The organism is Pseudomonas sp. GW821-FHT09D08, from assembly GCF_059416305.1.
Genome location: NZ_JBWKOX010000006.1, coordinates 273,448 through 297,348, shown reverse-complemented (window position 1 = coordinate 297,348; position 23,901 = coordinate 273,448). Strand labels below are relative to the sequence as shown.

Below are 23,901 nucleotides of genomic sequence, written 5' to 3'. Positions count from 1 at the left end.
CTTTTTCGCCCAATGATTTTGCGGAGCTGGTGATGGCCGAACGTAAGGCGTCCGTCGAGCGCGACACTCTGGAAACCCAGATCAAAGCCTCGATCAACCTGGATGGCACCGGAAAGGCCCGATTTGATATCGGTGTACCTTTTCTTGAGCACATGCTGGACCAGATCGCCCGTCACGGGCTGATCGACCTGGATATCGTCAGCAAGGGCGACCTGCATATCGACGACCACCACACGGTGGAAGACGTAGGCATCACCCTCGGCCAGGCGTTTGCCAAGGCCATCGGCGACAAAAAAGGCATCCGTCGCTACGGCCACGCCTATGTCCCGCTGGACGAAGCGCTGTCGCGTGTGGTCATCGACTTCTCCGGCCGCCCAGGCCTGCAGATGCACGTGCCGTACACCCGCGCCACCGTGGGCGGCTTCGACGTCGACCTGTTCCAGGAATTCTTCCAGGGCTTCGTCAACCACGCACTCGTCAGCCTGCACATCGACAACCTGCGTGGCACCAACACCCACCACCAGATCGAAACCGTGTTCAAGGCTTTCGGCCGCGCGCTGCGCATGGCCGTGGAGCTGGATGAGCGCATGGCCGGGCAGATGCCCTCGACCAAGGGCGTCCTGTAATGCAGACGGTCGCGGTTATCGATTACGGCATGGGCAACCTGCACTCGGTGGCCAAGGCCCTCGAACACGTAGGGGCCGGCAAGGTGCTGATCACCAGCGATGCCAACGTGATTCGCGAAGCCGACCGCGTGGTGTTCCCCGGTGTGGGCGCGATCCGCGATTGCATGGCCGAGATCCGTCGCCTGGGCTTTGACAGCCTGGTGCGCGAAGTCAGCCAGGATCGCCCGTTCCTCGGCATCTGCGTGGGCATGCAAGCCTTGCTCGATCGCAGTGAAGAGAACGACGGCGTCGACTGCATCGGCCTGTTCCCCGGCCAGGTGAAGTTCTTCGGCAAGGACCTGCACGAAGACGGCGCCCACCTGAAAGTCCCGCACATGGGCTGGAACGAAGTCAGCCAGACAGTGGATCACCCGCTGTGGCACGACATCCCGGACATGGCGCGCTTTTACTTCGTGCACAGCTACTACATCGCCGCCGGTAAACCGCGCCAGGTGGTGGGTGGTGGGCACTACGGCGTCGACTTCGCCGCTGCGTTGGCCGAAGGTTCGCGTTTTGCCGTGCAGTTCCACCCGGAGAAGAGCCATACCCATGGCCTGCAATTGCTGCAGAACTTCGCCGCCTGGGATGGGCGCTGGTAAATGGCCAGGAAGCCGAAGCTGCCGATCTTGACCCTCACGCCGGAGCAGGAAAGTGAGGCTACCCTCAAGATCAAGCGCTTCATGGAAGACCGCTTCGAGCTCAAGCTGGGCTCGTTCGAGGTCGCCGAGATTCTTGAGCTGTTCACCACCGAAGTGGCTCCGCACTATTACAACAGGGCGATTTTCGATACGCAGACGCTCCTTAAAGAAAGGTTCGAAAGCATCGAAAGCGACCTGTGGTCGCTTGAGAAACCCTGATTTCCCAAGCATTGCTGAATATCGAATAAGGTTTGCCAGATGCTGATTATCCCCGCTATCGATCTCAAGGACGGCGCCTGCGTCCGTCTGCGCCAAGGCCGTATGGAAGATTCCACCGTGTTCTCCGATGATCCGGTGAGCATGGCTGCCAAATGGGTGGAAGGGGGCTGCCGGCGTCTGCATCTGGTGGACTTGAACGGCGCCTTCGAAGGCCAGCCGGTCAACGGCGAGGTGGTCACCGCGATCGCCAGGCGCTACCCGAACCTGCCGATCCAGATCGGCGGCGGTATCCGCTCCCTGGAAACCATCGAGCATTACGTCAAGGCTGGCGTGAGCTACGTGATCATCGGCACCAAGGCCGTGAAAGACCCGGCCTTCGTCGCCGAAGCCTGCCGCGCGTTCCCGGGCAAAGTGATCGTGGGCCTGGACGCTAAAGATGGTTTCGTCGCCACCGACGGCTGGGCTGAAATCAGCACCGTGCAAGTCATCGACCTGGCCAGGCAGTTCGAAGCCGACGGCGTGTCCGCCATCGTTTATACCGACATCGCCAAAGACGGCATGATGCAGGGCTGCAACGTGCCGTTCACCGCGGCGCTGGCGGCGGCGACAAAGATTCCGGTGATCGCGTCCGGCGGCATTCACAACCTCGGTGACATCAAGTCACTGCTGGACGCCAAGGCCCCCGGCATCATCGGCGCCATCACCGGCCGCGCGATCTACGAAGGTACCCTGGACGTCGCCGAAGCCCAGGCTTACTGCGATGCCTACAACGGCTGAGGACTGACCATGGCGCTGGCCAAACGCATCATCCCTTGCCTGGACGTCGACAACGGTCGCGTGGTCAAGGGCGTCAAGTTCGAGAACATCCGTGACGCCGGCGACCCGGTGGAAATCGCCCGTCGCTACGATGAGCAGGGTGCCGACGAGATCACCTTTCTCGACATCACTGCCAGCGTCGACGGCCGCGACACCACGTTGCATACCGTCGAGCGCATGGCCAGCCAGGTGTTTATCCCGCTGACCGTGGGCGGTGGCGTGCGCACCGTGCAGGACATCCGCAACCTGCTCAATGCCGGTGCGGACAAGGTCTCGATCAACACGGCTGCGGTGTTCAACCCGGAGTTCGTCGGCGAAGCCGCACAGCACTTCGGCTCGCAATGCATCGTGGTCGCCATCGACGCCAAGAAAGTCTCCGGCCCGGGCGAAACCCCGCGCTGGGAGATTTTCACCCATGGCGGTCGCAAGCCGACCGGCCTGGACGCGGTGGAGTGGGCGATGAAGATGGAAGGCCTGGGCGCCGGGGAAATCCTGCTGACCAGCATGGACCAGGACGGCATGAAGAACGGCTTCGACCTGGGCGTGACCCGCGCCATCAGCGATGCGCTGGGTATTCCGGTAATCGCCTCCGGCGGCGTCGGTAACCTGCAACACCTGGCCGACGGCGTGATCGAAGGCCATGCCAGCGCGGTGTTGGCGGCGAGTATTTTTCACTTTGGTGAATACACCGTTCCCGAGGCCAAGGCCTACATGGCGGCGCGCGGTATCGTCGTTCGCTAAACGTTGCTGGACACCATGGCAGGCGCGCGGCACTCTCTGCGCTTGCCATGGATTCCGGTAGCCTTCATGTTCAAGACCCTGCTGCTTGCCCTCGCCAGCACCTCCATCTTCATGGTGAGTGCGGCCCACGCCGAAGAACCTTCCGACGCCTCCCTGGTATTGCTGACGGAAAATTTCCCGCCCTACAACATGGCCAAGAACGGCAAGAACTTCGCCCGGGACGAGAACATCGAAGGCATCGCCGTGGACATCGTGCGCGAAACCTTCAAGCGTGCCGGCATTTCCTACAATCTCACCCTACGTTTTCCCTGGGAGCGAATCTACAAGCTCGCCCTGGAGAAACCCGGCTATGGCGTGTTTGTGATGGCGCGCCTGCCGGATCGGGAAGCGCTGTTCAAGTGGGTCGGCCCCATCGGTCCGGACGACTGGGTGCTGCTGGCCAAGGCCGACAGCAAGATCCAGCTCGACGACCTGGAACACGCGCGCCGCTACAGGATCGGCGCCTATAAAGGCGATGCCATCGCCGAGACCCTGGAGAAGCAGGGCCTTAACCCGGTGGTGGTGTTGCGTGACCAGGACAACGCGCAAAAGCTCGTGGATGGCCAGATCGACCTGTGGGCTACCGGCGATCCGGCCGGGCGTTACCTGGCGCGCCAGGTCGGTGTGACCGGGCTCAAGACTGTACTGCGGTTCAACAGTGCCCAGTTGTACCTGGCGCTGAACAAGGATGTGCCGGATGAGACGGTGGCCAGGCTGCAGGCAGCGTTGGATCAGTTGCGCTCTGAAGGGCGGGTGGAACAGATCATGGCGGACTATTTGTAGCGGTAGACGCCGTTCTTGCCGTGCCCCGCCATGGCTTGATTGCTGCGCACACTGATCATCAGCTTGATATCAATCCACTCGATGCCCTGGGCCTGGAGCTTGGGCAATTCGCGCTCGAGCACCGCCAGCGTCTGCGGATAGGGGTGGCCGATCATCACCGCCGAACCCTGTTTATGCGCCAGCTTGATCGCGGTTTGCAGCTGCGCGGTAATTGCCGCTTCGGTGCGCTCATCATCGAGGAATACATCCCGCGAGACATGGGCCAGGCCGATCTTCTGCGCCTCGGCGGCGGCCACGGTCTGTGCGCTGGTGCGGCTGTCGACGAAGAACTTGTTGCGCCGCTGCAGTTCAGCCATCAGCCAAGCCATGGCGGCCGGCTGGGCGGTCATGCGACTGCCCATATGGTTATTGATGCCGGCGGTGTAGGGCACGGCCTTGAAGGCGGCGTCCAGGCGTTGGCCAAGTTCTTCCATGGAGAGTTCAGGGTGCCAGGCGAACGGGCCGGTGGCGGGGTCCATGGGCATGTGCAGGATCACGATCTTGCCGGCCTTGTGCGCTTCGCGGGCGAATTCGGCGGCGTGGGGCGTGTCGGGCATGATCGCCGTGGTCACCGGCCCAGGCAGGGCCAGCACGCGACGATCCCGGGGCAGGTTTTGCCCCAGGTCATCGATGATGAGGGTCAGGTAGGCTTTGTGGGATTCGCCGACAGGGGTCGCTTGGGCGACCCCTGCCAGGCTGCACAGCACAGCGATGATCAGGGCAACACGCATATCAACGGCTGCGCGTAATGCTCAGGCCCTTGAGCAGGCTCAGCGCCTGGGCCAACTGGTAGTCATCGTCCTGCGGCATCGGCTTGGCTTTCTTGCTGCTGCCGGTTGGCTGGTCGGCACCGCCGTTGCCATTGCCCAGGTGACCTTGCAGGTCGGCTTCCTTGTAGTACTCGCTGTCGATTTCGTTGGTGATCTTGGCCTTGCGCACTTCGATGTCCGGCACGATGCCCTGGGCCTGGATCGAGCGGCCGTTCGGCGTGTAGTACAGCGCGGTGGTGATCTTCAGGGCGCGATCGTTGTTCAGCGGCAGCACGGTTTGTACCGAGCCTTTGCCGAAGCTGGTGGTGCCCATCAGCACGCCGCGCTTCTGGTCTTGCAGGGCGCCGGCGACGATTTCCGAGGCCGAGGCGCTGCCGCCGTTGATCAGCACGGCCAATGGCACGTTCTCGCTGAGGTCGTTGCCGGTGGCCGAGAAGCGCAGCTCGGAGTTGGCGATACGGCCCTTGGTGTAGACGATCAGGCCCTTGGTGATGAAATGGTCGACCACTTCTACCGCCGACTGCAGCACGCCGCCCGGGTTGTTGCGCAGGTCGAGCACGATGCCGCTGAGTTTCTTGCCGTTGTCCTTGCGCAGCTTGGCCAGGGCCTTGGCCACTTCTTCGCCGGTCTTGACCTGGAACTGGGTGATGCGGATGTAGCCGTAGCCCGACTCCAGCAACTGGCTCTTCACGCTCTTGACCACGATGGTCGCGCGGGTGAGCGTCACGTCAAACGGGTTGCCGCCATCGCGCACCAGGGTGAGGGTGATTTTCTGGCCGATCTTGCCGCGCATCTTGTCGACGGCTTCGGTCATGGTCTGGCCGCGGGTCGGCTGGCCGTTGATCTTGACGATAAAGTCACCGGCCTGGATGCCGGCCTTGGACGCCGGGGTGTCATCGATGGGCGAGACCACCTTGATATTGCCGTCTTCGGCGCCGACTTCAATGCCCAGGCCGCCGAATTCACCGCTGGTGCTTTCCTGCAGCTCGGCAAAATCTTCCGGACCCAGGTAGGCGGAGTGCGGATCAAGGTTGCTGAGCATGCCCTTGATGGCATTCTCCAGCAGGGTCTTGTCGTCTACAGGTTCGACATAGGCGGCCTTGATCCGGTCCATGACCTCGGCAAAGGTGCGCAGCTCGTCCAGCGGCAATGGCGCCTTGGTGGTCGCGGCCGTGGCGGCGGGTGCAGCCGGGGCGGCCTGGTCGGCAAAAGCCAGAGGCGCGCCGATGACCAGGGCGATCGTCAGGGCCAGCGAAGTGAGGCGGGACAAATGCAGCATGTCGAACGAACTCCTAATGTAGATGCGACCCTATCCTTGGGACCGGCACCATTGTGCGGGATCGCTCGGGCGACCCTGCTGACGAATAGCGAAGTACAGCGCCGGGGTGTCCTGGCCACCACTGTTACCGACAGTGGAGATGGATTCACCGGCTTTTACAACATCACCTGCCGACTTGAGTAACGTCTGATTGTGGCCATAAAGGCTTAAATAGCCATTACCGTGGTCGAGAATCACCAGCAAGCCGGCGCCCCGCAGCCAATCGGCAAACACCACGCGCCCGCCATGTACGGCGTGGACCTGGCTGCCGGCAGAGGCGCTGATCATCACCCCATCCCACTTGGCGCGGGTATCGTCGCCTCGGGTTTCCCCAAAGCGTGCCAGTAGTCGACCATCAACCGGCCATGGAAGTTTGCCGCGGGCTGAAGCAAAAGGCCCGCCGAACGACTCGCCGGCACTGGAAACCAGCGGGCCAGGGGCGGCATGTGCCGGTTTACGCGGTGCGGGGGCATCGCTGGTGGCTGCCAGTTCGGCCTCACGCTGGCGCTTTTTTTCCGCTTCCTGCTGGGCGATCAGCGCTTTCTGTCGCGCTTCTTCGGCCTCGCGTGCCTGGCGTGCCAGGGTTTCTTCGATGGTCTTGAGCACTTTGGCCAGGTCGGCCTGGTCCTGCTCGCGGGCCTGCAGCTTGGCGTCGCGCGCCTTCACGTCGTCATTGAGCTTGGCCAGGGCCAGCTGGCGCTCCTTGCGGACCTTGTCCAGCTCGTCGCGCTGGGCGTTGAGGCTGGCTTTCTGGTCCTCCAGCTGCGACTGCTGGTTGGCGATTTCCTGTTCGACGTTGGCCAACTGGCGCAGGGTCTCGTTGAAGCTTTTCAATTGCTCCAGGCGGGCCTTGCTCAGGTAGTCGTAGTAGGTCAGGGTGCGCGCGAATTTCTCCGGGTTCTGCTGGTTGAGCAGCAGCTTGAGGTATTCCTGGCGGCCGCTCTGGTAGGCGGCGCGGGCCTGGATCGCGATCAAGCGTTGCTGTTCAACGCGTGCGCTCTGGAGTTTTTTTTTCTCAGCGTCGAGTCGCTCCAGTTCCGACTCGCTCTTCTTTAGTTCTTTTTGCAGCTCCTGGACCTGCTTCTCCAGCTTGCCCATTTCGGTTTCCGTGCCGCGCAGGTCTTTCTGCACCCCGGATTTTTCTTCCTGGAGCTTGCCGAGCAGTTTTTTCAGCTCGGTAATGTCCTGACGCGTAGCGTCCAACTGTTGTTGAGTTTGTGCGCGCTCGTCGGCAAACGCCGGTTGGAGCAGGCAGACAAGAGCGAGGGTAATCAAGGCGCGAAGCATAGAGGCGGGCGACACCAGGGAAAGGGACGGCCTAGTATGCCCGCCAAGCGCTGCAAAAAAAACGCCCAATTCGGCCTGGAAGGCAAGATAGGTGCCGAGTGGCGGTGGTATGGCAAAAAGACATCTGCCAAACACCGCAGATCCCATGTGGGAAGGGACAAGCCCCTCCCACATGTTTGTTGAGATCAGACCAGAATTGAGGTCCCGGTCATCTCTTTGGGCTTCTCCAACCCCATCAGCATCAGCATGGTCGGCGCCACATCCGCCAGCACGCCGCCTTCACGTACTTTGAAATCGCGCTTGCCGACGTAGATGAACGGCACCGGCTCGGTGGTGTGGGCGGTATGGGCCTGGCCGGTGGTTTCGTCGGACATCTGCTCGCAGTTGCCGTGGTCGGCCGTGATCAGCGCTTCGCCGCCGACTTTTTCCAGGGCCTCGACAATGCGGCCGACGCACAGGTCCAGGCATTCCACAGCCTTGGTCGCAGCTTCCAGGTTGCCGCTGTGGCCGACCATGTCACCGTTGGCGTAGTTGACCACGATCACGTCGTAACGCTGGTGGTCAATGGCGTCGACGATCTTGTCGGTGACTTCCGGCGCGCTCATTTCCGGCTGCAGGTCGTAGGTGGCGACTTTCGGCGAAGGGATCAGGATGCGTTCTTCGCCCGGAAACGGTTCTTCACGCCCGCCGGAGAAGAAGAAGGTGACGTGGGCGTATTTTTCGGTTTCAGCGATACGCAGCTGGGTCTTGCCGTTCTTCGCCAGGTAGTCGCCCAGCACGTTGTCCAGGCTGCCGGCAGCAAAGGCAGCGGGGGCCGGGATGCTGGCGGCGTATTGGGTCAGGCCGACGTATTGGACTTTTGGCTGGCGCGCCCGCTCGAATTCCTTGAAACCGTCTTCGACAAACACACGGCTCAGCTCGCGGGCACGGTCTGCGCGGAAGTTCATGAACACCACGGCGTCGCCGTCTTCGACCTTGACCGGCTCGCCGATGGTGGTGGCCTTGACGAATTCATCGCTCTCGCCACGGGCGTAGGCAGCTTCCAGGCCTTCCTGGGCGGTGGCGGCGTGGAATTCGGCCTGGCCGTCGACGATCAGGTTGTAGGCCTGGGACACGCGGTCCCAACGGTTGTCGCGATCCATTGCGAAGTAGCGGCCCACCAGGCTGGCGATGCGGCCCTTGCCCAGGGCGGCGAAGGTGGCGTCCAGCAGCTCGATGGAGGATTGCGCGCTTTTTGGCGGGGTGTCGCGACCATCGAGGAAGGCGTGCAGGTAGATCTTGTCGGCGCCGCGCTTGAAGGCCAGCTCGGCCATTGCCACCAGATGGTCCTGGTGACTGTGAACGCCGCCGTCGGACAGCAGGCCCATGAAGTGCACGGCCTTGCCGGCGGCCACGGCTTTATCTACCGCTGCGCAGAGGGTCGGGTTCTCGAAGAACTCGCCATCGCGGATCGATTTGGTCACGCGGGTGAAGTCCTGATAGACCACTCGTCCGGCGCCGAGGTTCATGTGGCCGACTTCCGAGTTGCCCATCTGGCCGTCCGGCAGGCCCACGTCCATGCCCGAGCCGGAGATCAGGCCGTTGGGCACCGTCGCGGTCAGGCGGTCGAGTACGGGCTTCTTGGCCGCGTACACCGCGTTGTCGTGGTGGCTTTCACTGTGTCCGAAGCCATCGAGAATTATCAGGACCAAAGGTTTAGGCGTAGTAGTCATAGATCCTCTCGCGGCGGTAATAAAGGAAGGCAATTGAAAAGGGAGTGGCAGTTTAAAGCGAAGTTCCGACCACGTCACCGCCTTACGGGGGTTGGCCCCCCCTGACGGCTGTGTATACTTACCGCCATTTTAACGCCCTGGAACCTCCTTGATGGTTGATCACCTGATTGCATTTGCCACTGCCCACTATCTGCTCGTGGGTGCCTTCGTCATCCTGCTGGCGCTGCTGATCGCTCACGAATTGAGCCGTGGTGGCCGCAGCCTGAGCACGTCGGAGCTGACCGCGCTGGTCAACAAGGATGAGGCCATTGTGGTGGATATCCGCCCAGTCAAGGATTTCGCCGCCGGCCACATCGTCGGTGCCCTGAACATTCCTCAGGACAAGCTGATCGCGCGCCTGGCCGAGCTGGAAAAGCACAAGGCCAAGACCATCATCCTGGTCGACGCCCAGGGCCAGCACGCCGGTACCCACGCCCGCGAAATTCTCAAGAGCGGTTTCACCGCCGCCAAGCTGTCCGGTGGCATCAGCAGCTGGCGCGCCGATAACCTGCCGCTGGTGAAGTGATATGAGCCAGGTCGTCGTATATTCCAGCGATTGGTGCCCTTACTGCATGCGGGCCAAGGCCCTGCTGGAGAAAAAGGGCGTTGCCTTCGAAGAGATCAAGGTCGATGGCAAACCCCAGGTGCGTGCCGAAATGGCCCAGAAGGCGGGGCGCACGTCAGTGCCGCAGATCTGGATCGGCGCCAAACACATCGGTGGTTGCGACGACCTGTTTGCCCTGGAGCGCGCCGGTAAACTCGATGCGCTGCTGCTCGTCTGACTCCTAACCCCTAAAAGACCCCAAGATCAAGAAGGATCTGCGATGACTGACCAACAGAACACCGAAGCAGCAGAAGCCCAAGGCCCACAATTTTCGCTGCAGCGTATCTATGTGCGTGACTTGTCGTTCGAAGCGCCGAAAAGCCCGGCTATCTTCCGCCAGGAATGGACCCCAAGCGTTGCCCTGGACCTGAACACCCGTCAAAAGGCACTGGAAGGCGATTTCCACGAAGTCGTGCTGACCTTGTCGGTCACCGTCAAGAATGGCGAAGAAGTGGCCTTCATCGCTGAAGTGCAACAGGCCGGTATCTTCCTGATCCAGGGCCTGGACGAAGCGTCCATGAGCCACACCCTGGGTGCGTTCTGCCCGAACATCCTGTTCCCGTATGCCCGCGAGACCCTGGACAGCCTGGTCACCCGTGGTTCGTTCCCGGCGTTGATGCTGGCTCCGGTGAACTTCGATGCCCTGTACGCTCAAGAGCTGCAGCGCATGCAACAGGAAGGCGCGCCGACGGTTCAGTAATCTCGAACCCGACGCAGAACCCAATGTGGGAGGGGGCTTGCTCCCGATGGCGGTGGATCAGTCACGTAGATGTCGACTGACACTCCGCCATCGGGGGCAAGCCCCCTCCCACATTTGTTATGTGTGCTATTTGAAGCCGAGTTGGCGCCAGCCTTCGTAGACGGCAACGGCGACAGTGTTCGACAGGTTCAGGCTGCGGCAGCCTTCGCGCATCGGCAGGCGCAGGCGATGCCCGTCCGGCAGGGCTTCGAGTACGTCGGCCGGCAGGCCGCGGCTTTCCGGGCCGAACAGGAAAGCGTCGCCTTCGGCGAAGCTGGCATCATGGAACGGTCGCGAACCCTTGGTGGTGAACGCGAACAGCCGTGGGTGGCCCAGGCTTTCCAGGCAGCTGGCCAGGTCGGCATGGCGCTGCAGGGTGGCATACTCGTGGTAGTCCAGGCCGGCACGGCGCAGGCGCTTGTCGTCCATGTCGAAGCCCAGGGGCTCGATCAAATGCAGGTGGCAGCCACTGTTGGCGCACAGCCTGATAACGTTGCCGGTATTCGGCGGAATTTCTGGTTGAAAAAGGATGACGTGAAACATGCACGGCTCCGAAGGCAAAGATGCGCTGCATTCTACCCCTGAAGAAGACCCAAGACCGAAGCTAATGCCGAAGGTGATGGGCTCATTGGCGATTGTCGGCCTGATGGTGGGCCTGATGATCGGCCGCCTGACCACCCCTGACCCGGTCGAGTTGCAGCAGATAGAGACGGCGGCGGACGGTGTGGTGGTGTGGTTCAACCGCGAACCCAAGCTGCACGGTGAGCATATCGACGGCACCGTGGCGCTGTTGTTCGACGCGCAAGGCAAGGCCGCCAGTGGGCAGCTCAAGGTCAACGACAAGGATGTGAACTGGCGCGTGCGCAAGACCGATGCGGGCTTGCTGCTGAACCTGGTGGCGGCTCGGCCGCTGCGCGGGGAGTGGAAGGGCGAGGAGGTCGATGACCGCTGGCGGCTGGAGATCCATCTCCAAGAGCAATAAAAGAGGGAGTTCCCGGCCTGCCTGTACCAGGGCTCCCAAAACGGGGTGAAGCCAGAGGCTTCGGTGTTAAAGAGGGAATCCCCGGCCTGCCTGTACCGAGGTTCCCGAAAGCGGTGTGGAGCGCGACGCGGTTCGCATCAAGCACCCCGGGTGTAAAGAGGGGATTCTCGGCCTGCCTGTACCAAGGTCCCCGAAACTGGGTTGTACTGGGGTTATTGCAGGGCGCGTGCCAGAGTGGCTGAGTTGTGCCAAAAAATTTCTCCAGAAAGCGCAAAGCCCCGGAATACGGGGCTTTGGTGTTTTCGGGGTTCAGCATTTTCTTAACAAAACGCATGTTTCGGGCTTGGAACGTGTGCGCGATGCTAGAACAGGGTGCATTGAAGCGGTGCACGGTTCTGAGTCCGTGTGGGGGGCCAAATGTGAGAGGGGGCTTGCTCCCGATGGCGGAGTGTCAGTCGATATCTATCTGACTGATCCACCGCCATCGGGAGCAAGCCCCCTCCCACATTAGACCTCGGTAGATTGGAGATCAGGCGTCGTCGCCCTCATCGTCATCCCCACCATCGACCTTCATGCCCAACTCCTTGATCTTGCGCGTCAGGGTATTGCGACCCCAACCCAGCAACACGGCGGCATCGCGACGGCGGCCCGCGGTGTGCTTGAGGGCGGTTTCGATCATGATCCGCTCGAAGGCCGGTACGGCGCTGTCCAGCAGGTTCGACTGGCCGCGTGCCAGGGCCTGGTCGGCCCATTGGCGCAGCGCCTGTTCCCAGTTGGTCACCGGGGCCGAATCCTGTGGCAGGCTCAGCAGTTCCGGCGGCAGGTCGCCGATATGCACTTCGCGGCCGGACGCCATCACGGTGATCCAGCGGCAGGTGTTCTCCAGCTGGCGCACGTTGCCGGGCCACGGCAGGTTCTTCAGGTATTCCTCGGTCTCGCTTTTCAGCAGCTTCGGCTCGACAGCCAGCTCCTGGGCGGCGCGGCTGAGGAAGTGGCGGGCGAGGGTCGGGATATCTTCGCGGCGGTCCGACATGCGTGGGATGTGGATGCGGATCACGTTGAGACGGTGGAACAAGTCTTCACGGAACTTGCCGGCGTGCACCAGGGTTTCCAGGTTCTGGTGAGTCGCGGCGATGATGCGCACATCGACCTTGACCGGTGTGTGCCCGCCCACGCGGTAGAACTCGCCGTCCGCCAGTACGCGCAGCAGACGGGTCTGGGTGTCGGCCGGCATGTCGCCGATTTCATCGAGGAACAGCGTGCCGCCGTCCGCCTGTTCGAAGCGGCCGCGACGCAGGTTGGCTGCGCCGGTGAATGCGCCTTTCTCATGGCCGAACAGCTCGGACTCCATCAGGTCCTTGGGGATCGCCGCCATGTTCAGCGCGATAAACGGCGAGGCCGCCCGCGGGCTGTGGCGGTGCAGGGCGTGGGCCACCAACTCTTTACCGGTACCCGACTCGCCGTTGATCAGCACGGTGATGTTGGAATGGCTCAAGCGCCCGATGGCGCGAAACACTTCCTGCATCGCCGGCGCTTCACCGATGATTTCCGGGGTGCGGGTCAGGGTCGGCGGAGCTTCCTGGTTCTGCTGTTCCTGGGCGTGCTGGTTGGCGCGCTTGACCAGCGCCACGGCCTCGTCCACGTCAAACGGCTTGGGCAGGTACTCGAAGGCGCCGCCCTGATAGGACGCGACAGCGCTGTCCAGGTCCGAGTGGGCAGTCATGATGATCACCGGCAGGCGCGGGTGCTGCTCGCGAATCCGCGCCAGCAGGTCCAGGCCACTGGCGCCGGGCATGCGGATGTCGGAGATGATCACGTCGGGCTGCTGGCGCGCCAGGCGGCTCATCACCCCGTCGGCGCTGTCGAAGCTCTGGGTGGTCATGCCTTCCTGTTGCAAGGCTTTCTCGAGGACCCAGCGGATAGAACGGTCGTCATCGACGATCCACACAGTTTCACTACGGCTCATGTCGATGGGGCTCCTTGTTCCAGAGGCAGAAAGATCGAGAATGTGGTGTGGCCGGGATGGCTCTCACATTCGATCAGACCCTGGTGCTGGCTGATGATGTTCTGGGTAATGGCCAGGCCCAGCCCGGTACCGTCCGGGCGGCCGCTGACCATGGGAAAGAAAATGGTTTCCTGGAGTTCCGCAGGAATGCCCGGGCCGTTGTCGATGATCTCGACCTTGGTTACCAGGCGATGGCGCACGTGGCCGATGGTGAACTGGCGCAGGGCACGGGTGCGCAGGCTGATGCGGCCAAGGCGCAGCTCGTTCTGGCTGCTGATGGCCTGCATGGCGTTGCGCACGATGTTGAGCACCGCCTGGATCATCTGCTCGCGGTCGATCAACACGTCGGGAATGCTTGGGTCGTAGTCGCGCACCAGGGTGATGCAGCCCTGGCTTTCGGCTTCTACCAACTGACAGACGCGCTCCAGTACTTCGTGCACGTTGGTCATCGCCAGCGACGGCAGCTTGTTGGAGCCGAGCATGCGGTCCACCAGGTTACGCAGGCGGTCGGCCTCTTCGATGATGACGTTGGTGTAGTCCTTGAGGTGCTCGTCCGGCAGTTCACGGGCCAGCAGCTGCGCCGCGCCGCGAATGCCGCCCAGCGGGTTCTTGATCTCATGGGCCAGGCCGCGCACCAGCATCTTGCTGGTCTCCTGCTTGGACAGCTGGGCTTCTTCCTTGGTGATGCGCAACAGGCGGTCGCGGGGGTGCACTTCGAGCAGCAGCAGGGTCGCGCCGTTGCTCAGGATCGGGGTCACGGCGTAGTCGACGGTCAGCGTTTGGCCGGTCAGTGCCGTGAGCATCGCTTCACGCTTGGTGAACGGGTGTGCCTGCTCCACCGCCTGGCGCAACGAACTCAAGGCTTCGGCCGACTCGGTGAACAATTCGCTGATGAACTGCCCATGGCTGCGCTGACCGCTGATGGCCAGGAGCATCTCTGCCGCCGGGTTCATGTACTCAAGGCGCAGGTCGTCATTGAGCAGGATGGTCGCGGTGGTCAGGTTGTCGAGTAGCAAACGGTGCAGTGCATCGCTGATGGTCATCGGGACCTCTTTTGGAGCAAGGCGCGGGCTTGAGGCACACGCTGATACAAGGAAAATGCAAAAACCAAACCAAGGCTCCGAAAAGAAGCGTGAATCCCCTGAAATAAGGGGTTAAGGCGCGAAACTGTGGCGTTCTGCCAGCCTGCTCGGGAAGTTTCGAACCAAAATGGTGTGAGCCAGTGGGAAGGGTGCGGGGTGTCGCACCAATATAGTGCGGTTTTGTGAAGGTTGTTCAGGAAGTGGCGAATTCACACAAATCCAATGTGGGAGGAGCTCCCACATGTTTGGGTCGGGTGACAGATTCAGTCTTTGTGGATACATAGCTCGGCCGTGGCGCGAATCATCGCCAGCTGCCGCAACGGGTCGTTCAGCGGCTCATGCACCGCTTCAGCCAGCCATTGAGGGCACTGCGGGTCGCTACGTTGTGGCGTGAAGTCCGCGAGTTGTTGCAGCAGGCGTTTTTGCAATTGATCCAGTTGCGGGCGAATCTGCTTCACCAGGTCCGGGCGCGGGGCGTCGGGTGCCTTGCCCTGGAACTGCCAGTCGGACAGGTGGGTGTATTGCACCAGCTTGTTTGCCTCGATCTGCGCCGAGAAAAATTGCTCGGCAGCGGCGGGCTCCAGTTTGTAGCTCGGTGCCTGGGCGATGACGCTGGCGAGCACGTCCTGCTCGCGCTTTTTGTCTTCTACCGGTTTTTTACTGTCCCATTTGCTCAGGGCCACCTGGTCGGCAATGGCCAGGCGTTCGGCGATGCTGTTGAGCAATGGCGCCAGTGTCGGCGGTGCAGCGAATGCACTGGCGCTGGCGAACAATAAAGTGAATGCAAGTAGACGCTTCAAGAGGTGACCTCCTAGGGTGCGGGCAAAAAAAAGACCTCCCGAAGGAGGCCTTTTTCATCACGCTGCGTCAAGCAGCGCTACCGGATCAGCAGCTGTAGTACAGCTCGTATTCCAGTGGGTGTACGAAGGTGCGCACTTTGATTTCTTCTTCGCTTTTCAGCTCGATGTAGGCATCGATGAAGTCGTCGCTGAATACGCCGCCTTTGGTCAGGAACGCACGGCCCTTGTCCAGCTCTTCCAGGGCTTCTTTCAGGCTGCCGCACACTTGTGGGATCTCTTTGGCCTCTTCAGGCGGCAGGTCGTACAAGTTTTTGTCGGCGGCGTCGCCAGGGTGGATCTTGTTCTGGATACCGTCCAGGCCGGCCATGACCAGGGCAGCGAAGGCCAGGTATGGGTTGGCTGCCGGATCCGGGAAGCGAGCTTCGATACGGCGAGCGCGCGGGCTGGATACGTAAGGAATGCGGATCGAGGCGGAACGGTTGCGAGCCGAGTAGGCCAGCATGACCGGTGCTTCGAAACCTGGGACCAGACGCTTGTAGGAGTTGGTCGACGGGTTGGTGAAGCCGTTCAGGGCCTTACCGTGCTTGATGATGCCGCCGATGAAGTACAGGGCGGTGTCGGACAGGCCGGCATAACCTTCGCCGGCGAAGGTGTTCTTGCCTTCTTTGGCGATGGACAGGTGAACGTGCATACCCGAACCGTTATCGCCGTACAGCGGCTTAGGCATGAAGGTAGCGGTACGGCCGTAGGCATCAGCCACGTTGTGTACGCAGTACTTCAGGGTCTGGACTTCGTCAGCCTTGGCCACGAGGGTGTTGAACTTAACGCCGATTTCGTTCTGGCCGGCAGTCGCCACTTCGTGGTGGTGAACTTCGATGACCAGGCCCATTTCTTCCATGGCGTTGCACATGGAGGTACGGATTTCGTGGTCGTGGTCGAACGGCGGAACCGGGAAGTAGCCACCTTTGATGCCTGGACGGTGGCCTTTGTTGCCGCCTTCCACGTCCTGGTCGGACATCCACGAACCTTGTTCGGAGAAGATCTTGAACATGGAGCCGGAGATGTCGGACTTGAACTTGACCGAATCAAAGATGAAGAATTCCGGTTCCGGGCCGACGAATACGGTGTCGCCGATACCGGTGGACTTCAGGTATTCCTCGGCACGCTTGGCGATCGCACGTGGGTCGCGGTCGTAGCCTTGCATGGTCGAAGGCTCGATCACGTCGCAGACGATGATCAGGGTTGGGTCTTCGGTGAACGGGTCGAGGACGGCAGTGCTGTCGTCCGGCATCAGGATCATGTCGGAGGCTTCGATGCCTTTCCAGCCGGCGATGGAGGAGCCGTCGAACATTTTGCCTTCTTCGAAGAAAGCATCATCCAGCGCGTCGCGAGCCGGCATGGTCACGTGGTGCTGAGTGCCTTTGGTGTCCGTGAAGCGCAGATCAATCCATTTAACGTCATGATCTTTGATGAGTTGAACCGACTTCGACATAGTGTCCTCCGGGTGGCTTCGGGCTGGGGTAGTGGAGTTAGCCCTTAGAATGTGGGTGATGCCGGCGCGGATAGTCCGCCATGGCAACCTGCCTCACAAGAGAGCAAATTGCATGCCAGTGCGCCAACATGGGTTTTTTGCTCCAAAAACGCCCCTATAAAGGTGCATTGCGACAAATGCCCGAAATTAGCGCACCGCAATGTGGCGTTCGCGAGTGCAAACGCACCTCTTTAGTGCGAGTCGAGTGTTGTGCATATTAACTGGTTAAACCTTGAGCGATTTCCGCTATAATCCGCGCCCCCCTTTTTCGGCAGGCCCTGCGCGCGCTGTTTCCATGAAATTAATCGTTAAAGTCTTCCCCGAGATCACCATCAAGAGCCGACCGGTACGGATGCGTTTCATCCGTCAGTTGGCCAAGAACATCCGTGCCGTGCTCCGCGATCTGGACCCGGCTGTGGTGGTGAACGGTGTGTGGGACAACCTCGAGCTGGAAACCCGCCTGACCGACGCCAAAGCCTTGAAGGACATGACCGAGCGCCTGAGCTGCATGCCGGGTATCGCGCATTTCCTGCAGGTGGATGAGTACCCCCTGGGGGACTTCGACGACATCACCGAAAAATGCAAACGGCACTTCGGCGACAGCCTTGAAGGCAAGATTTTCTCGGTGCGCTGCAAGCGTGCCGGCAAGCACCCGTTCAGTTCCATGGACGTCGAGAAATACGTCGGCAGCAAGCTGCGTCGCGAGTGCGGCGCCGCCGGAATTTCCCTCAAGGCGCCGCAAATTGAAGTGCGCATGGAAATTCGCGACCAACGGTTGTTTGTGATTCACAGCCAGCACGACAGCATCGGCGGCTACCCGCTGGGCGCCCTGGAACAGACCCTGGTCCTCATGTCCGGCGGTTTCGATTCCACGGTGGCGGCCTACCAGATCATGCGCCGCGGCCTGATGAGCCACTTCTGCTTCTTTAACCTGGGCGGGCGTGCACACGAATTGGGCGTGATGGAAGTTGCGCACTTTATCTGGAAGAAGTACGGCAGCTCCCAGCGCGTGCTATTTGTGAGCGTACCGTTCGAGGAAGTGCTGGGCGAAATTCTCGGTAAAGTCGATAACAGTCATATGGGCGTAGTATTGAAGCGTATGATGTTGCGCGCTGCGTCCCGAATCGCCGATCAGTTGCAGATCGACGCGCTGGTGACCGGTGAAGCGATTTCCCAGGTTTCCAGCCAGACGCTGCCGAACCTGTCGCTGATCGACTGCGTGACCGAGAAGCTGGTACTGCGCCCGCTGATCGCCAGCCATAAGCAGGACATCATCGACTTGGCAGAAACAATCGGCACCGCCGACTTTGCCAAGCATATGCCTGAATACTGCGGGGTCATTTCGGTGAACCCCAAGACCCACGCCAAGCGCAACCGCGTGGAGTACGAAGAACAACAGTTTGATATGGCGGTTCTGGAGCGTGCGCTCGAGAACGCCAAGCTGGTCCCGATCGATCGTGTTATCGACGAACTGGGCCAGGATGTGCAGATCGAAGAAGTCAGCGAAGCCCTGGCCGGCCAGATCGTCATCGACATCCGTCACCCGGATGCCGCTGAAGATGAGCCGCTGGAAATCGCCGGCATCGACGTACAAACGCTGCCGTTCTATGCATTGAACGCGCGTTTCAAGGAACTGGATAACAGCCGTCAGTACCTGCTGTATTGCGACAAAGGCGTGATGAGTCGCCTGCATGCCCACCATTTGCTCAGTGAGGGGCATGCCAATGTGCGCGTTTATCGACCGAGCTAAGAGCCCGGGGCTGTTTGCCTGTGGCCTGCGTCACCGGCCCCCCGACTCTGCCGTCAAGCTGTAACGGCAAGGCCTGACTCTACTGTTAATCGCTGCCACGACCTGTCAGCACACCGAATCCTCTGATCGAGATACACAAGTGATCGAAAATCTACGTAACATCGCCATCATTGCCCACGTTGACCATGGTAAAACCACCCTGGTAGACAAACTCCTGCGTCAATCCGGCACCCTGGAGCGCAACGAGCTCAACGACGAGCGCGTGATGGACTCCAACGACCAGGAAAAAGAGCGCGGTATTACCATCCTGGCTAAAAACACCGCTATCAACTGGAACGGCTACCACATCAACATCGTGGATACCCCGGGCCACGCCGACTTCGGCGGCGAAGTAGAACGCGTAATGTCGATGGTTGACTCCGTTCTGCTGCTGGTTGACGCTCAAGACGGCCCTATGCCGCAAACCCGTTTCGTGACCAAGAAGGCGTTCGAAGCCGGCCTGCGTCCGATCGTGTGCATCAACAAGGTTGACCGTCCAGGCGCGCGTCCGGACTGGGTTCTGGACCAGATCTTCGACCTGTTCGACAACCTGGGTGCCACCGAAGAGCAACTTGATTTCCAAGTGATCTACGCTTCGGCCCTGAACGGTATTGCCGGTCTGGAACACACCGCCATGGCGGAAGACATGACCCCGCTGTACCAGGCGATCGTTGACCACGTTCCACCACCGAAGGTTGACCGTGACGGTCCGTTCCAGATGCAAATCTCGGCACTGGACTACAACAGCTTCCTGGGTGTTATCGGCGTTGGCCGTATCGCCCGTGGTAGCGTCAAGCCGAACACCCCGGTTGTCGCTATCGGCGCCGACGGCAAGAAGCGTAACGGTCGTATCCTGAAGCTGATGGGTCACCACGGCCTGCACCGCATCGACGTTGAAGAAGCCTTCGCCGGCGACATCGTGTGCGTCAGCGGTATGGACTCGCTGTTCATCTCCGACACCCTGTGCCAGCCGGACACTGTCGAGGCGATGAAGCCTCTGACCGTCGACGAGCCAACCGTTTCTATGACCTTCCAGGTAAACGACTCGCCTTTCTGCGGTAAAGAAGGCAAGTTCGTGACTTCCCGTAACATCAAGGAACGTCTGGACAAAGAGCTGCTGTACAACGTTGCACTGCGCGTTGAAGAAGGCGACTCGGCTGACAAGTTCAAGGTTTCCGGCCGTGGTGAGCTGCACCTCTCGGTACTGATCGAAACCATGCGTCGCGAAGGCTTCGAAATGGGCGTTGGTCGTCCTGAAGTGATCATCCGTCAGGTTGACGGCGTGAAGCAGGAACCGTTCGAAAACGTCACCATCGACACCCCTGAAGAATCCCAGGGCAAGGTCATGGAAGAGATGGGCCTGCGTAAGGGTGACCTGACCAACATGGTGCCGGATGGCAAAGGCCGTGTGCGTCTGGAATACAACATCCCTGCTCGTGGTCTGATCGGTTTCCGTAACCAGTTCCTGACCCTGACCAACGGTGCTGGCATCCTGACCTCGATCTTCGATCGCTACGACACCATGAAGTCCGGCGACATGTCCGGCCGTCAGAACGGTGTCCTGGTATCGGTAGAAACCGGCAAGGCGCTGACCTACTCCCTGGAAACCCTCCAGGCGCGTGGCAAGCTGTTCGTTGAACACGGTCAAGAGATCTACAACGGTCAGATCGTTGGCCTGAACAGCCGTGACAACGACATGGGTGTCAACCCAACCAAAGGCAAGAAGCTCGACAACATGCGTGCTTCGGGTAAAGACGAAACCATCGCCCTGGTTCCACCTGTTCGCTTCACCCTGGAACAGGCCCTGGAGTTCATCCAGGACGACGAACTGTGCGAAGTGACGCCGAAGTCGATCCGCCTGCGTAAGAAGATCCTGGACGAAGGCGAGCGTACCCGCGCTGCCAAGAAAGCCAAGAACTGAGTTAACTCAGGCTGAATGAAAAACGCCCCCGGTCGAAAGGCCGGGGGCGTTTTTTTATGCCTGCAGATTTTGGGGTGGCTGTACTGGCCTCATCGGGGGCAAGCCCCCGATAGGGCCCTTGAGAGCCCCACAAAACCCGAATCAGAACTTGTCGAGGGTCTTGAATTTGGTCTCGCGCACCACTTCCTTCGGCTTGTACGCGCAATACCCCGGGCGCGGCCCGATCTTCGGGTGGTTGCGGCAAGTATCCGGGCGCTTGTCATAAATAGTGCAGAAGCGCGTCTTACGATCCAGGTACAGGCAGTCGTTGTTGCTCATGCGCTGCAGGGTAAAAATCTCGGATTTGTTGTTGTAGCGCTCGACGATGCCTTCCTTCTGCAACCGCTTGGCGATGTTCTTCGGCGGGTCGCCGCGCTCGAACTCATCGACGATGCCAATGCGGATCAGGTCCTTGATCTTCACCTCAACCGGCAGCGTGCAGCAGCTGGACACGCAGCCGCCGCACATATGGGCGGAGTATTTCTGCCAAGTCTCGAGACGGTCGAGTTCCGCGGCGGCGATCAGTTGAGGCTTCATCAGGGTTCCAAAAGGTGGGGCGGTATCCGGGCGCGCGATCATACCGGGATTGGTGGTTTTTTGAACAATATTTTACGGATTTCAGCTCAAAGGCGCGGATGAGGGCTGATCGGGCACGACCCCTGCATCAAAAGCGTATTAAAGGTGAATGAGTTAAAAAACTGCCGAACCAGAGCGTCTACCGTCTGTCAGACCGACTAGGCTCTAGCAACTCCTTCAATCTCGCCCGAGGTCACACCGATGTCTCAGGAACCGCTTGCACGAGAAGCAGAGGTAGCCGCATTCCGCGATGCTGTCTTGACCAAACTCACCTACGCGGTGGGCAAAGACCCGGACCATGCCTTCGACCACGACTGGTTCGAAGCCATTGCCCTGGCCGCCCGCGACCAGATGGTCGACCACTGGATGGATCACACGCGGCGTATCTACCGCAAAGGCCAGAAGCGGGTGTATTACCTCTCCCTGGAATTCCTTATCGGCCGCCTGCTCTACGACAGCCTGAGCAACCTCGGCGTGCTGGAGATCGCTCGCGAAGCCTTGTCCGAGCTGGGTGTGGACCTCGAACGCATTCGCCTGCTCGAGCCCGACGCGGCGCTTGGCAACGGCGGCCTCGGCCGTCTGGCCGCGTGCTTTATGGAAAGCATGTCGACCTTGGGCATCGCCGGTCACGGTTATGGCATTCGTTATGAGCACGGCTTGTTCCGCCAGGCGATTGTCGATGGCTGGCAGCAGGAACAGACCGAACGCTGGCTGGATTTCGGCAACCCGTGGGAATTCGAGCGGGCCGAGGTGATTTACCCGATTGGCTTTGGCGGCAGCGTCGAAACCCTGCCGGATGCCTCCGGCAAGCTGATCCAGGTGTGGACGCCCAACGAAACCGTGCGCGCCGTTGCCTACGACACCCCGGTGGTCGGCTGGCGCGGCGCCAGCGTGAATACCTTGCGCCTGTGGCGTGCCCGGGCGGTGGAAGACCTGCACCTGGAGCGCTTCAACGCCGGTGACCACTTGGGCGCCGTCGCCGAAGTAGCCCGCGCCGAGAGCATCTCCCGAGTGCTTTACCCGGCGGACAGCACCGAAGCGGGGCAGGAACTGCGCCTGCGTCAGGAATACTTCTTCGTCGCCGCCTCCTTGCAAGACCTGCTGCGTCGCCACAAAAACATGCACGGCTCGGTCCTGAGCCTGGGCGAACACGCGGCGATCCAGCTCAACGACACCCACCCCTCGATCGCCGTGGCCGAGTTGATGCGCCAGTTAGTCGACCTGCACGACATTCCGTGGGAAGCCGCGTGGGATGTGACCGTCGAAACCCTGTCGTACACCAACCACACCCTGTTGCCCGAAGCCCTGGAAACCTGGCCGGTCGGCCTGATGGAGCGCATGCTGCCCCGGCACATGCAGATCATCTACCTGATCAACGCCCAGCACATCGATGCGCTGCGCGCCAAGGGCATCCATGACTTCGACGTACTGCGCGCCGTGTCCCTGATCGAAGAAGACAACGGCCGCCGTGTACGCATGGGCAACCTGGCGTTCCTCGGCTCCCACAGCGTCAACGGCGTGTCCGGCCTGCACACCCAACTGATGCGCAGCACGGTGTTCTCCGAATTGCACAAGCTCTACCCGGAGCGCATCAACAACAAGACCAACGGCATTACCTTCCGCCGCTGGCTGTACCAGGCCAACCCCAAGCTCACCGATATGCTGGTGGAAGCCTTGGGCCCGGACATTCTCGACAACATCGAAACCCGCCTGGGCGAGCTGGAAACCTTCGCCGAGAAACAGACCTTCCGCAAAGCCTTTGCCGACCAGCGTCTGCACAGCAAGCGTGCGCTGGCCGAGATCATCCATGAGCGCCTGGGCATTTCGGTGAACCCGGCGGCGATGTTCGACGTGCAGGTCAAGCGTATCCACGAATACAAGCGCCAGTTGCTCAACCTGCTGCACACCGTGGCGCTGTACCAGGCGATCCGTGCCGAGCCGGGTACCGACTGGGTGCCACGGGTGAAGATCTTCGCGGGCAAGGCGGCGGCCAGCTATCACCAGGCCAAGTTGATCATCAAGCTGACCAACGATATCGCGCGCACCGTCAACAACGACCCGACCGTACGCGGCCTGCTCAAGGTGGTGTTCCTGCCCAACTACAACGTCAGCCTGGCGGAAAGCATCATTCCGGCGGCGGACTTGTCGGAGCAGATCTCCACCGCCGGCTTTGAAGCCTCGGGCACCAGCAACATGAAGTTCGGCCTCAATGGCGCGCTGACCATCGGCACCATGGACGGCGCCAACGTGGAGATGCACGAGCGCGTGGGCGCCGATCACATGTTTATCTTCGGCCTCAGCGCACAGCAGGTCGAGGCACGTAAACACGCCGGGGAATTCAACGCCGGGCCCGATATTGCGGCGTCCCATCGTCTGAACGATGTGCTGCAAGCGATTCGCGGCGGGGTGTTCTCGCCGGACGATCCGGGCCGCTATGTGGGCTTGATCGACGGGTTGATCGACTACGACCGCTTCCTGGTCTGCGCCGACTTCGATTCCTACTGGGATGCCCAGGCGCGGGTCGAAGCGCATTGGCATGATTCCAAGGCGTGGTGGCGTTCGGCGGTGCTCAATACCGCGCGCATGGGCTGGTTCTCGTCGGACCGGACGATCCGCGAGTACGCTACGGAGATCTGGAAAGCCCTGGACTAGATCTACTGTAGGAGCGAGCTTGCTCGCGAAAAACGCCAACGATAACGCGTGCTTTCTGATTTAACGCGGTATCTTTGCGATCTTCGCGAGCAAGCTCGCTCCTACAGCACGGTTT

General features: G+C 60.9%; 23 protein-coding genes. 13 read left to right on the top strand and 10 right to left on the bottom strand.

Annotated elements, in window-relative coordinates; all coding sequences use genetic code 11:
• Window positions 1-32: 32 nt before the first annotated feature.
• From hisB to AC07OP_RS14285, 6 genes are all read left to right on the top strand, one after another.
• Window positions 33-626 (top strand): imidazoleglycerol-phosphate dehydratase HisB, encoded by a 594-nt coding sequence (gene hisB, locus AC07OP_RS14310; RefSeq protein WP_017849940.1) that lies wholly within the window; start codon window positions 33-35, stop codon window positions 624-626.
• Window positions 626-1,264, top strand: coding sequence for an imidazole glycerol phosphate synthase subunit HisH (hisH, locus tag AC07OP_RS14305; RefSeq protein ID WP_065946680.1), 639 nt, complete (start codon window positions 626-628; stop codon window positions 1,262-1,264). The genes hisB and hisH overlap by 1 nt, the downstream gene beginning before the upstream one ends.
• Complete coding sequence (locus tag AC07OP_RS14300; protein WP_027605078.1) at window positions 1,265-1,522, top strand: DUF2164 domain-containing protein; 258 nt, start codon at window positions 1,265-1,267, stop codon at window positions 1,520-1,522.
• Window positions 1,523-1,561: 39 nt separating this feature from the next.
• Complete coding sequence (hisA, locus tag AC07OP_RS14295; protein ID WP_027605077.1) at window positions 1,562-2,299, top strand: 1-(5-phosphoribosyl)-5-[(5-phosphoribosylamino)methylideneamino]imidazole-4-carboxamide isomerase; 738 nt, start codon at window positions 1,562-1,564, stop codon at window positions 2,297-2,299.
• Between the two features lie 9 nt (window positions 2,300-2,308).
• The gene (hisF, locus tag AC07OP_RS14290; RefSeq protein ID WP_003171107.1) at window positions 2,309-3,079 is read left to right on the top strand and encodes an imidazole glycerol phosphate synthase subunit HisF; all 771 of its coding nucleotides are present in this window, start codon (window positions 2,309-2,311) and stop codon (window positions 3,077-3,079) included.
• A 66-nt stretch (window positions 3,080-3,145) separates the two neighbouring features.
• A complete protein-coding gene (locus AC07OP_RS14285) occupies window positions 3,146-3,901 on the top strand; it encodes a substrate-binding periplasmic protein (protein WP_065925754.1) in 756 nt (251 codons plus the stop codon).
• Here AC07OP_RS14285 and AC07OP_RS14280 read toward each other — a convergent pair.
• The 4 genes from AC07OP_RS14280 to gpmI form a co-directional block, all read right to left on the bottom strand.
• Entirely contained in the window at window positions 3,892-4,671 is a 780-nt protein-coding gene (locus tag AC07OP_RS14280) for a divergent polysaccharide deacetylase family protein (protein WP_495101399.1), read from the bottom strand. The genes AC07OP_RS14285 and AC07OP_RS14280 overlap by 10 nt on opposite strands.
• A 1-nt stretch (window position 4,672) precedes the next feature.
• Window positions 4,673-5,989 (bottom strand): S41 family peptidase, encoded by a 1,317-nt coding sequence (locus AC07OP_RS14275; protein WP_065940744.1) that lies wholly within the window; start codon window positions 5,987-5,989, stop codon window positions 4,673-4,675.
• Between the two features lie 30 nt (window positions 5,990-6,019).
• Window positions 6,020-7,315 carry a murein hydrolase activator EnvC family protein gene (locus AC07OP_RS14270; RefSeq protein ID WP_027605073.1) on the bottom strand — a complete coding sequence of 432 codons (1,296 nt, stop codon included), beginning with the start codon at window positions 7,313-7,315 and terminating at the stop codon, window positions 6,020-6,022.
• A gap of 185 nt (window positions 7,316-7,500) precedes the next feature.
• The gene (gene gpmI, locus AC07OP_RS14265; protein WP_065925751.1) at window positions 7,501-9,027 is read right to left on the bottom strand and encodes a 2,3-bisphosphoglycerate-independent phosphoglycerate mutase; all 1,527 of its coding nucleotides are present in this window, start codon (window positions 9,025-9,027) and stop codon (window positions 7,501-7,503) included.
• A gap of 151 nt (window positions 9,028-9,178) precedes the next feature.
• Between gpmI and AC07OP_RS14260 the strand changes: the two genes are divergently transcribed.
• From AC07OP_RS14260 to secB, 3 genes are read left to right on the top strand one after another with little or no spacing between them, the layout of a single operon-like run.
• Window positions 9,179-9,592: a rhodanese-like domain-containing protein gene (locus tag AC07OP_RS14260; RefSeq protein WP_495101398.1), complete on the top strand. Its 414-nt coding sequence runs from the start codon at window positions 9,179-9,181 to the stop codon at window positions 9,590-9,592.
• Between the two features lies 1 nt (window position 9,593).
• Window positions 9,594-9,848: a glutaredoxin 3 gene (grxC, locus tag AC07OP_RS14255; protein WP_010213876.1), complete on the top strand. Its 255-nt coding sequence runs from the start codon at window positions 9,594-9,596 to the stop codon at window positions 9,846-9,848.
• A gap of 42 nt (window positions 9,849-9,890) precedes the next feature.
• Window positions 9,891-10,370 (top strand): protein-export chaperone SecB, encoded by a 480-nt coding sequence (gene secB, locus AC07OP_RS14250; RefSeq protein ID WP_014716520.1) that lies wholly within the window; start codon window positions 9,891-9,893, stop codon window positions 10,368-10,370.
• Between the two features lie 126 nt (window positions 10,371-10,496).
• Here the strand turns inward: secB and AC07OP_RS14245 are convergent, their stop codons facing one another.
• On the bottom strand, window positions 10,497-10,952 hold the full coding sequence (locus tag AC07OP_RS14245) for a tRNA (cytidine(34)-2'-O)-methyltransferase (protein WP_495101397.1): 456 nt from the start codon (window positions 10,950-10,952) through the stop codon (window positions 10,497-10,499).
• Between AC07OP_RS14245 and AC07OP_RS14240 the strand changes: the two genes are divergently transcribed.
• Window positions 10,951-11,391, top strand: a complete 441-nt coding sequence (locus AC07OP_RS14240) for a hypothetical protein (protein ID WP_495101396.1) — start codon at window positions 10,951-10,953, stop codon at window positions 11,389-11,391. The genes AC07OP_RS14245 and AC07OP_RS14240 overlap by 2 nt on opposite strands.
• 529 nt (window positions 11,392-11,920) lie before the next feature.
• On the opposite strand, the gene ntrC is transcribed toward AC07OP_RS14240, so the two are convergent.
• The 4 genes from ntrC to glnA form a co-directional block, all read right to left on the bottom strand.
• On the bottom strand, window positions 11,921-13,357 hold the full coding sequence (gene ntrC / locus AC07OP_RS14235) for a nitrogen regulation protein NR(I) (protein ID WP_027605069.1): 1,437 nt from the start codon (window positions 13,355-13,357) through the stop codon (window positions 11,921-11,923).
• Window positions 13,354-14,439: a nitrogen regulation protein NR(II) gene (glnL, locus tag AC07OP_RS14230; RefSeq protein WP_024072896.1), complete on the bottom strand. Its 1,086-nt coding sequence runs from the start codon at window positions 14,437-14,439 to the stop codon at window positions 13,354-13,356. Before glnL ends, ntrC begins: the two co-directional genes overlap by 4 nt.
• 302 nt (window positions 14,440-14,741) lie before the next feature.
• Window positions 14,742-15,278 carry a chorismate mutase gene (locus tag AC07OP_RS14225; RefSeq protein ID WP_495101395.1) on the bottom strand — a complete coding sequence of 179 codons (537 nt, stop codon included), beginning with the start codon at window positions 15,276-15,278 and terminating at the stop codon, window positions 14,742-14,744.
• Between the two features lie 85 nt (window positions 15,279-15,363).
• Window positions 15,364-16,770 carry a glutamate--ammonia ligase gene (gene glnA, locus AC07OP_RS14220; RefSeq protein WP_024072899.1) on the bottom strand — a complete coding sequence of 469 codons (1,407 nt, stop codon included), beginning with the start codon at window positions 16,768-16,770 and terminating at the stop codon, window positions 15,364-15,366.
• Window positions 16,771-17,104: 334 nt separating this feature from the next.
• Between glnA and thiI the strand changes: the two genes are divergently transcribed.
• On the top strand, window positions 17,105-18,559 hold the full coding sequence (gene thiI, locus AC07OP_RS14215; protein WP_065940748.1) for a tRNA uracil 4-sulfurtransferase ThiI: 1,455 nt from the start codon (window positions 17,105-17,107) through the stop codon (window positions 18,557-18,559).
• Window positions 18,560-18,698: 139 nt separating this feature from the next.
• A complete protein-coding gene (typA, locus tag AC07OP_RS14210; RefSeq protein ID WP_034117299.1) occupies window positions 18,699-20,519 on the top strand; it encodes a translational GTPase TypA in 1,821 nt (606 codons plus the stop codon).
• Window positions 20,520-20,660: 141 nt separating this feature from the next.
• On the opposite strand, the gene AC07OP_RS14205 is transcribed toward typA, so the two are convergent.
• On the bottom strand, window positions 20,661-21,095 hold the full coding sequence (locus AC07OP_RS14205; RefSeq protein ID WP_024072902.1) for a YkgJ family cysteine cluster protein: 435 nt from the start codon (window positions 21,093-21,095) through the stop codon (window positions 20,661-20,663).
• A 240-nt stretch (window positions 21,096-21,335) separates the two neighbouring features.
• On the opposite strand from AC07OP_RS14205, the gene AC07OP_RS14200 reads away from it, so the two are divergent.
• Window positions 21,336-23,786 (top strand): glycogen/starch/alpha-glucan phosphorylase, encoded by a 2,451-nt coding sequence (locus AC07OP_RS14200; RefSeq protein WP_065925746.1) that lies wholly within the window; start codon window positions 21,336-21,338, stop codon window positions 23,784-23,786.
• Window positions 23,787-23,901 lie beyond the last annotated feature (115 nt).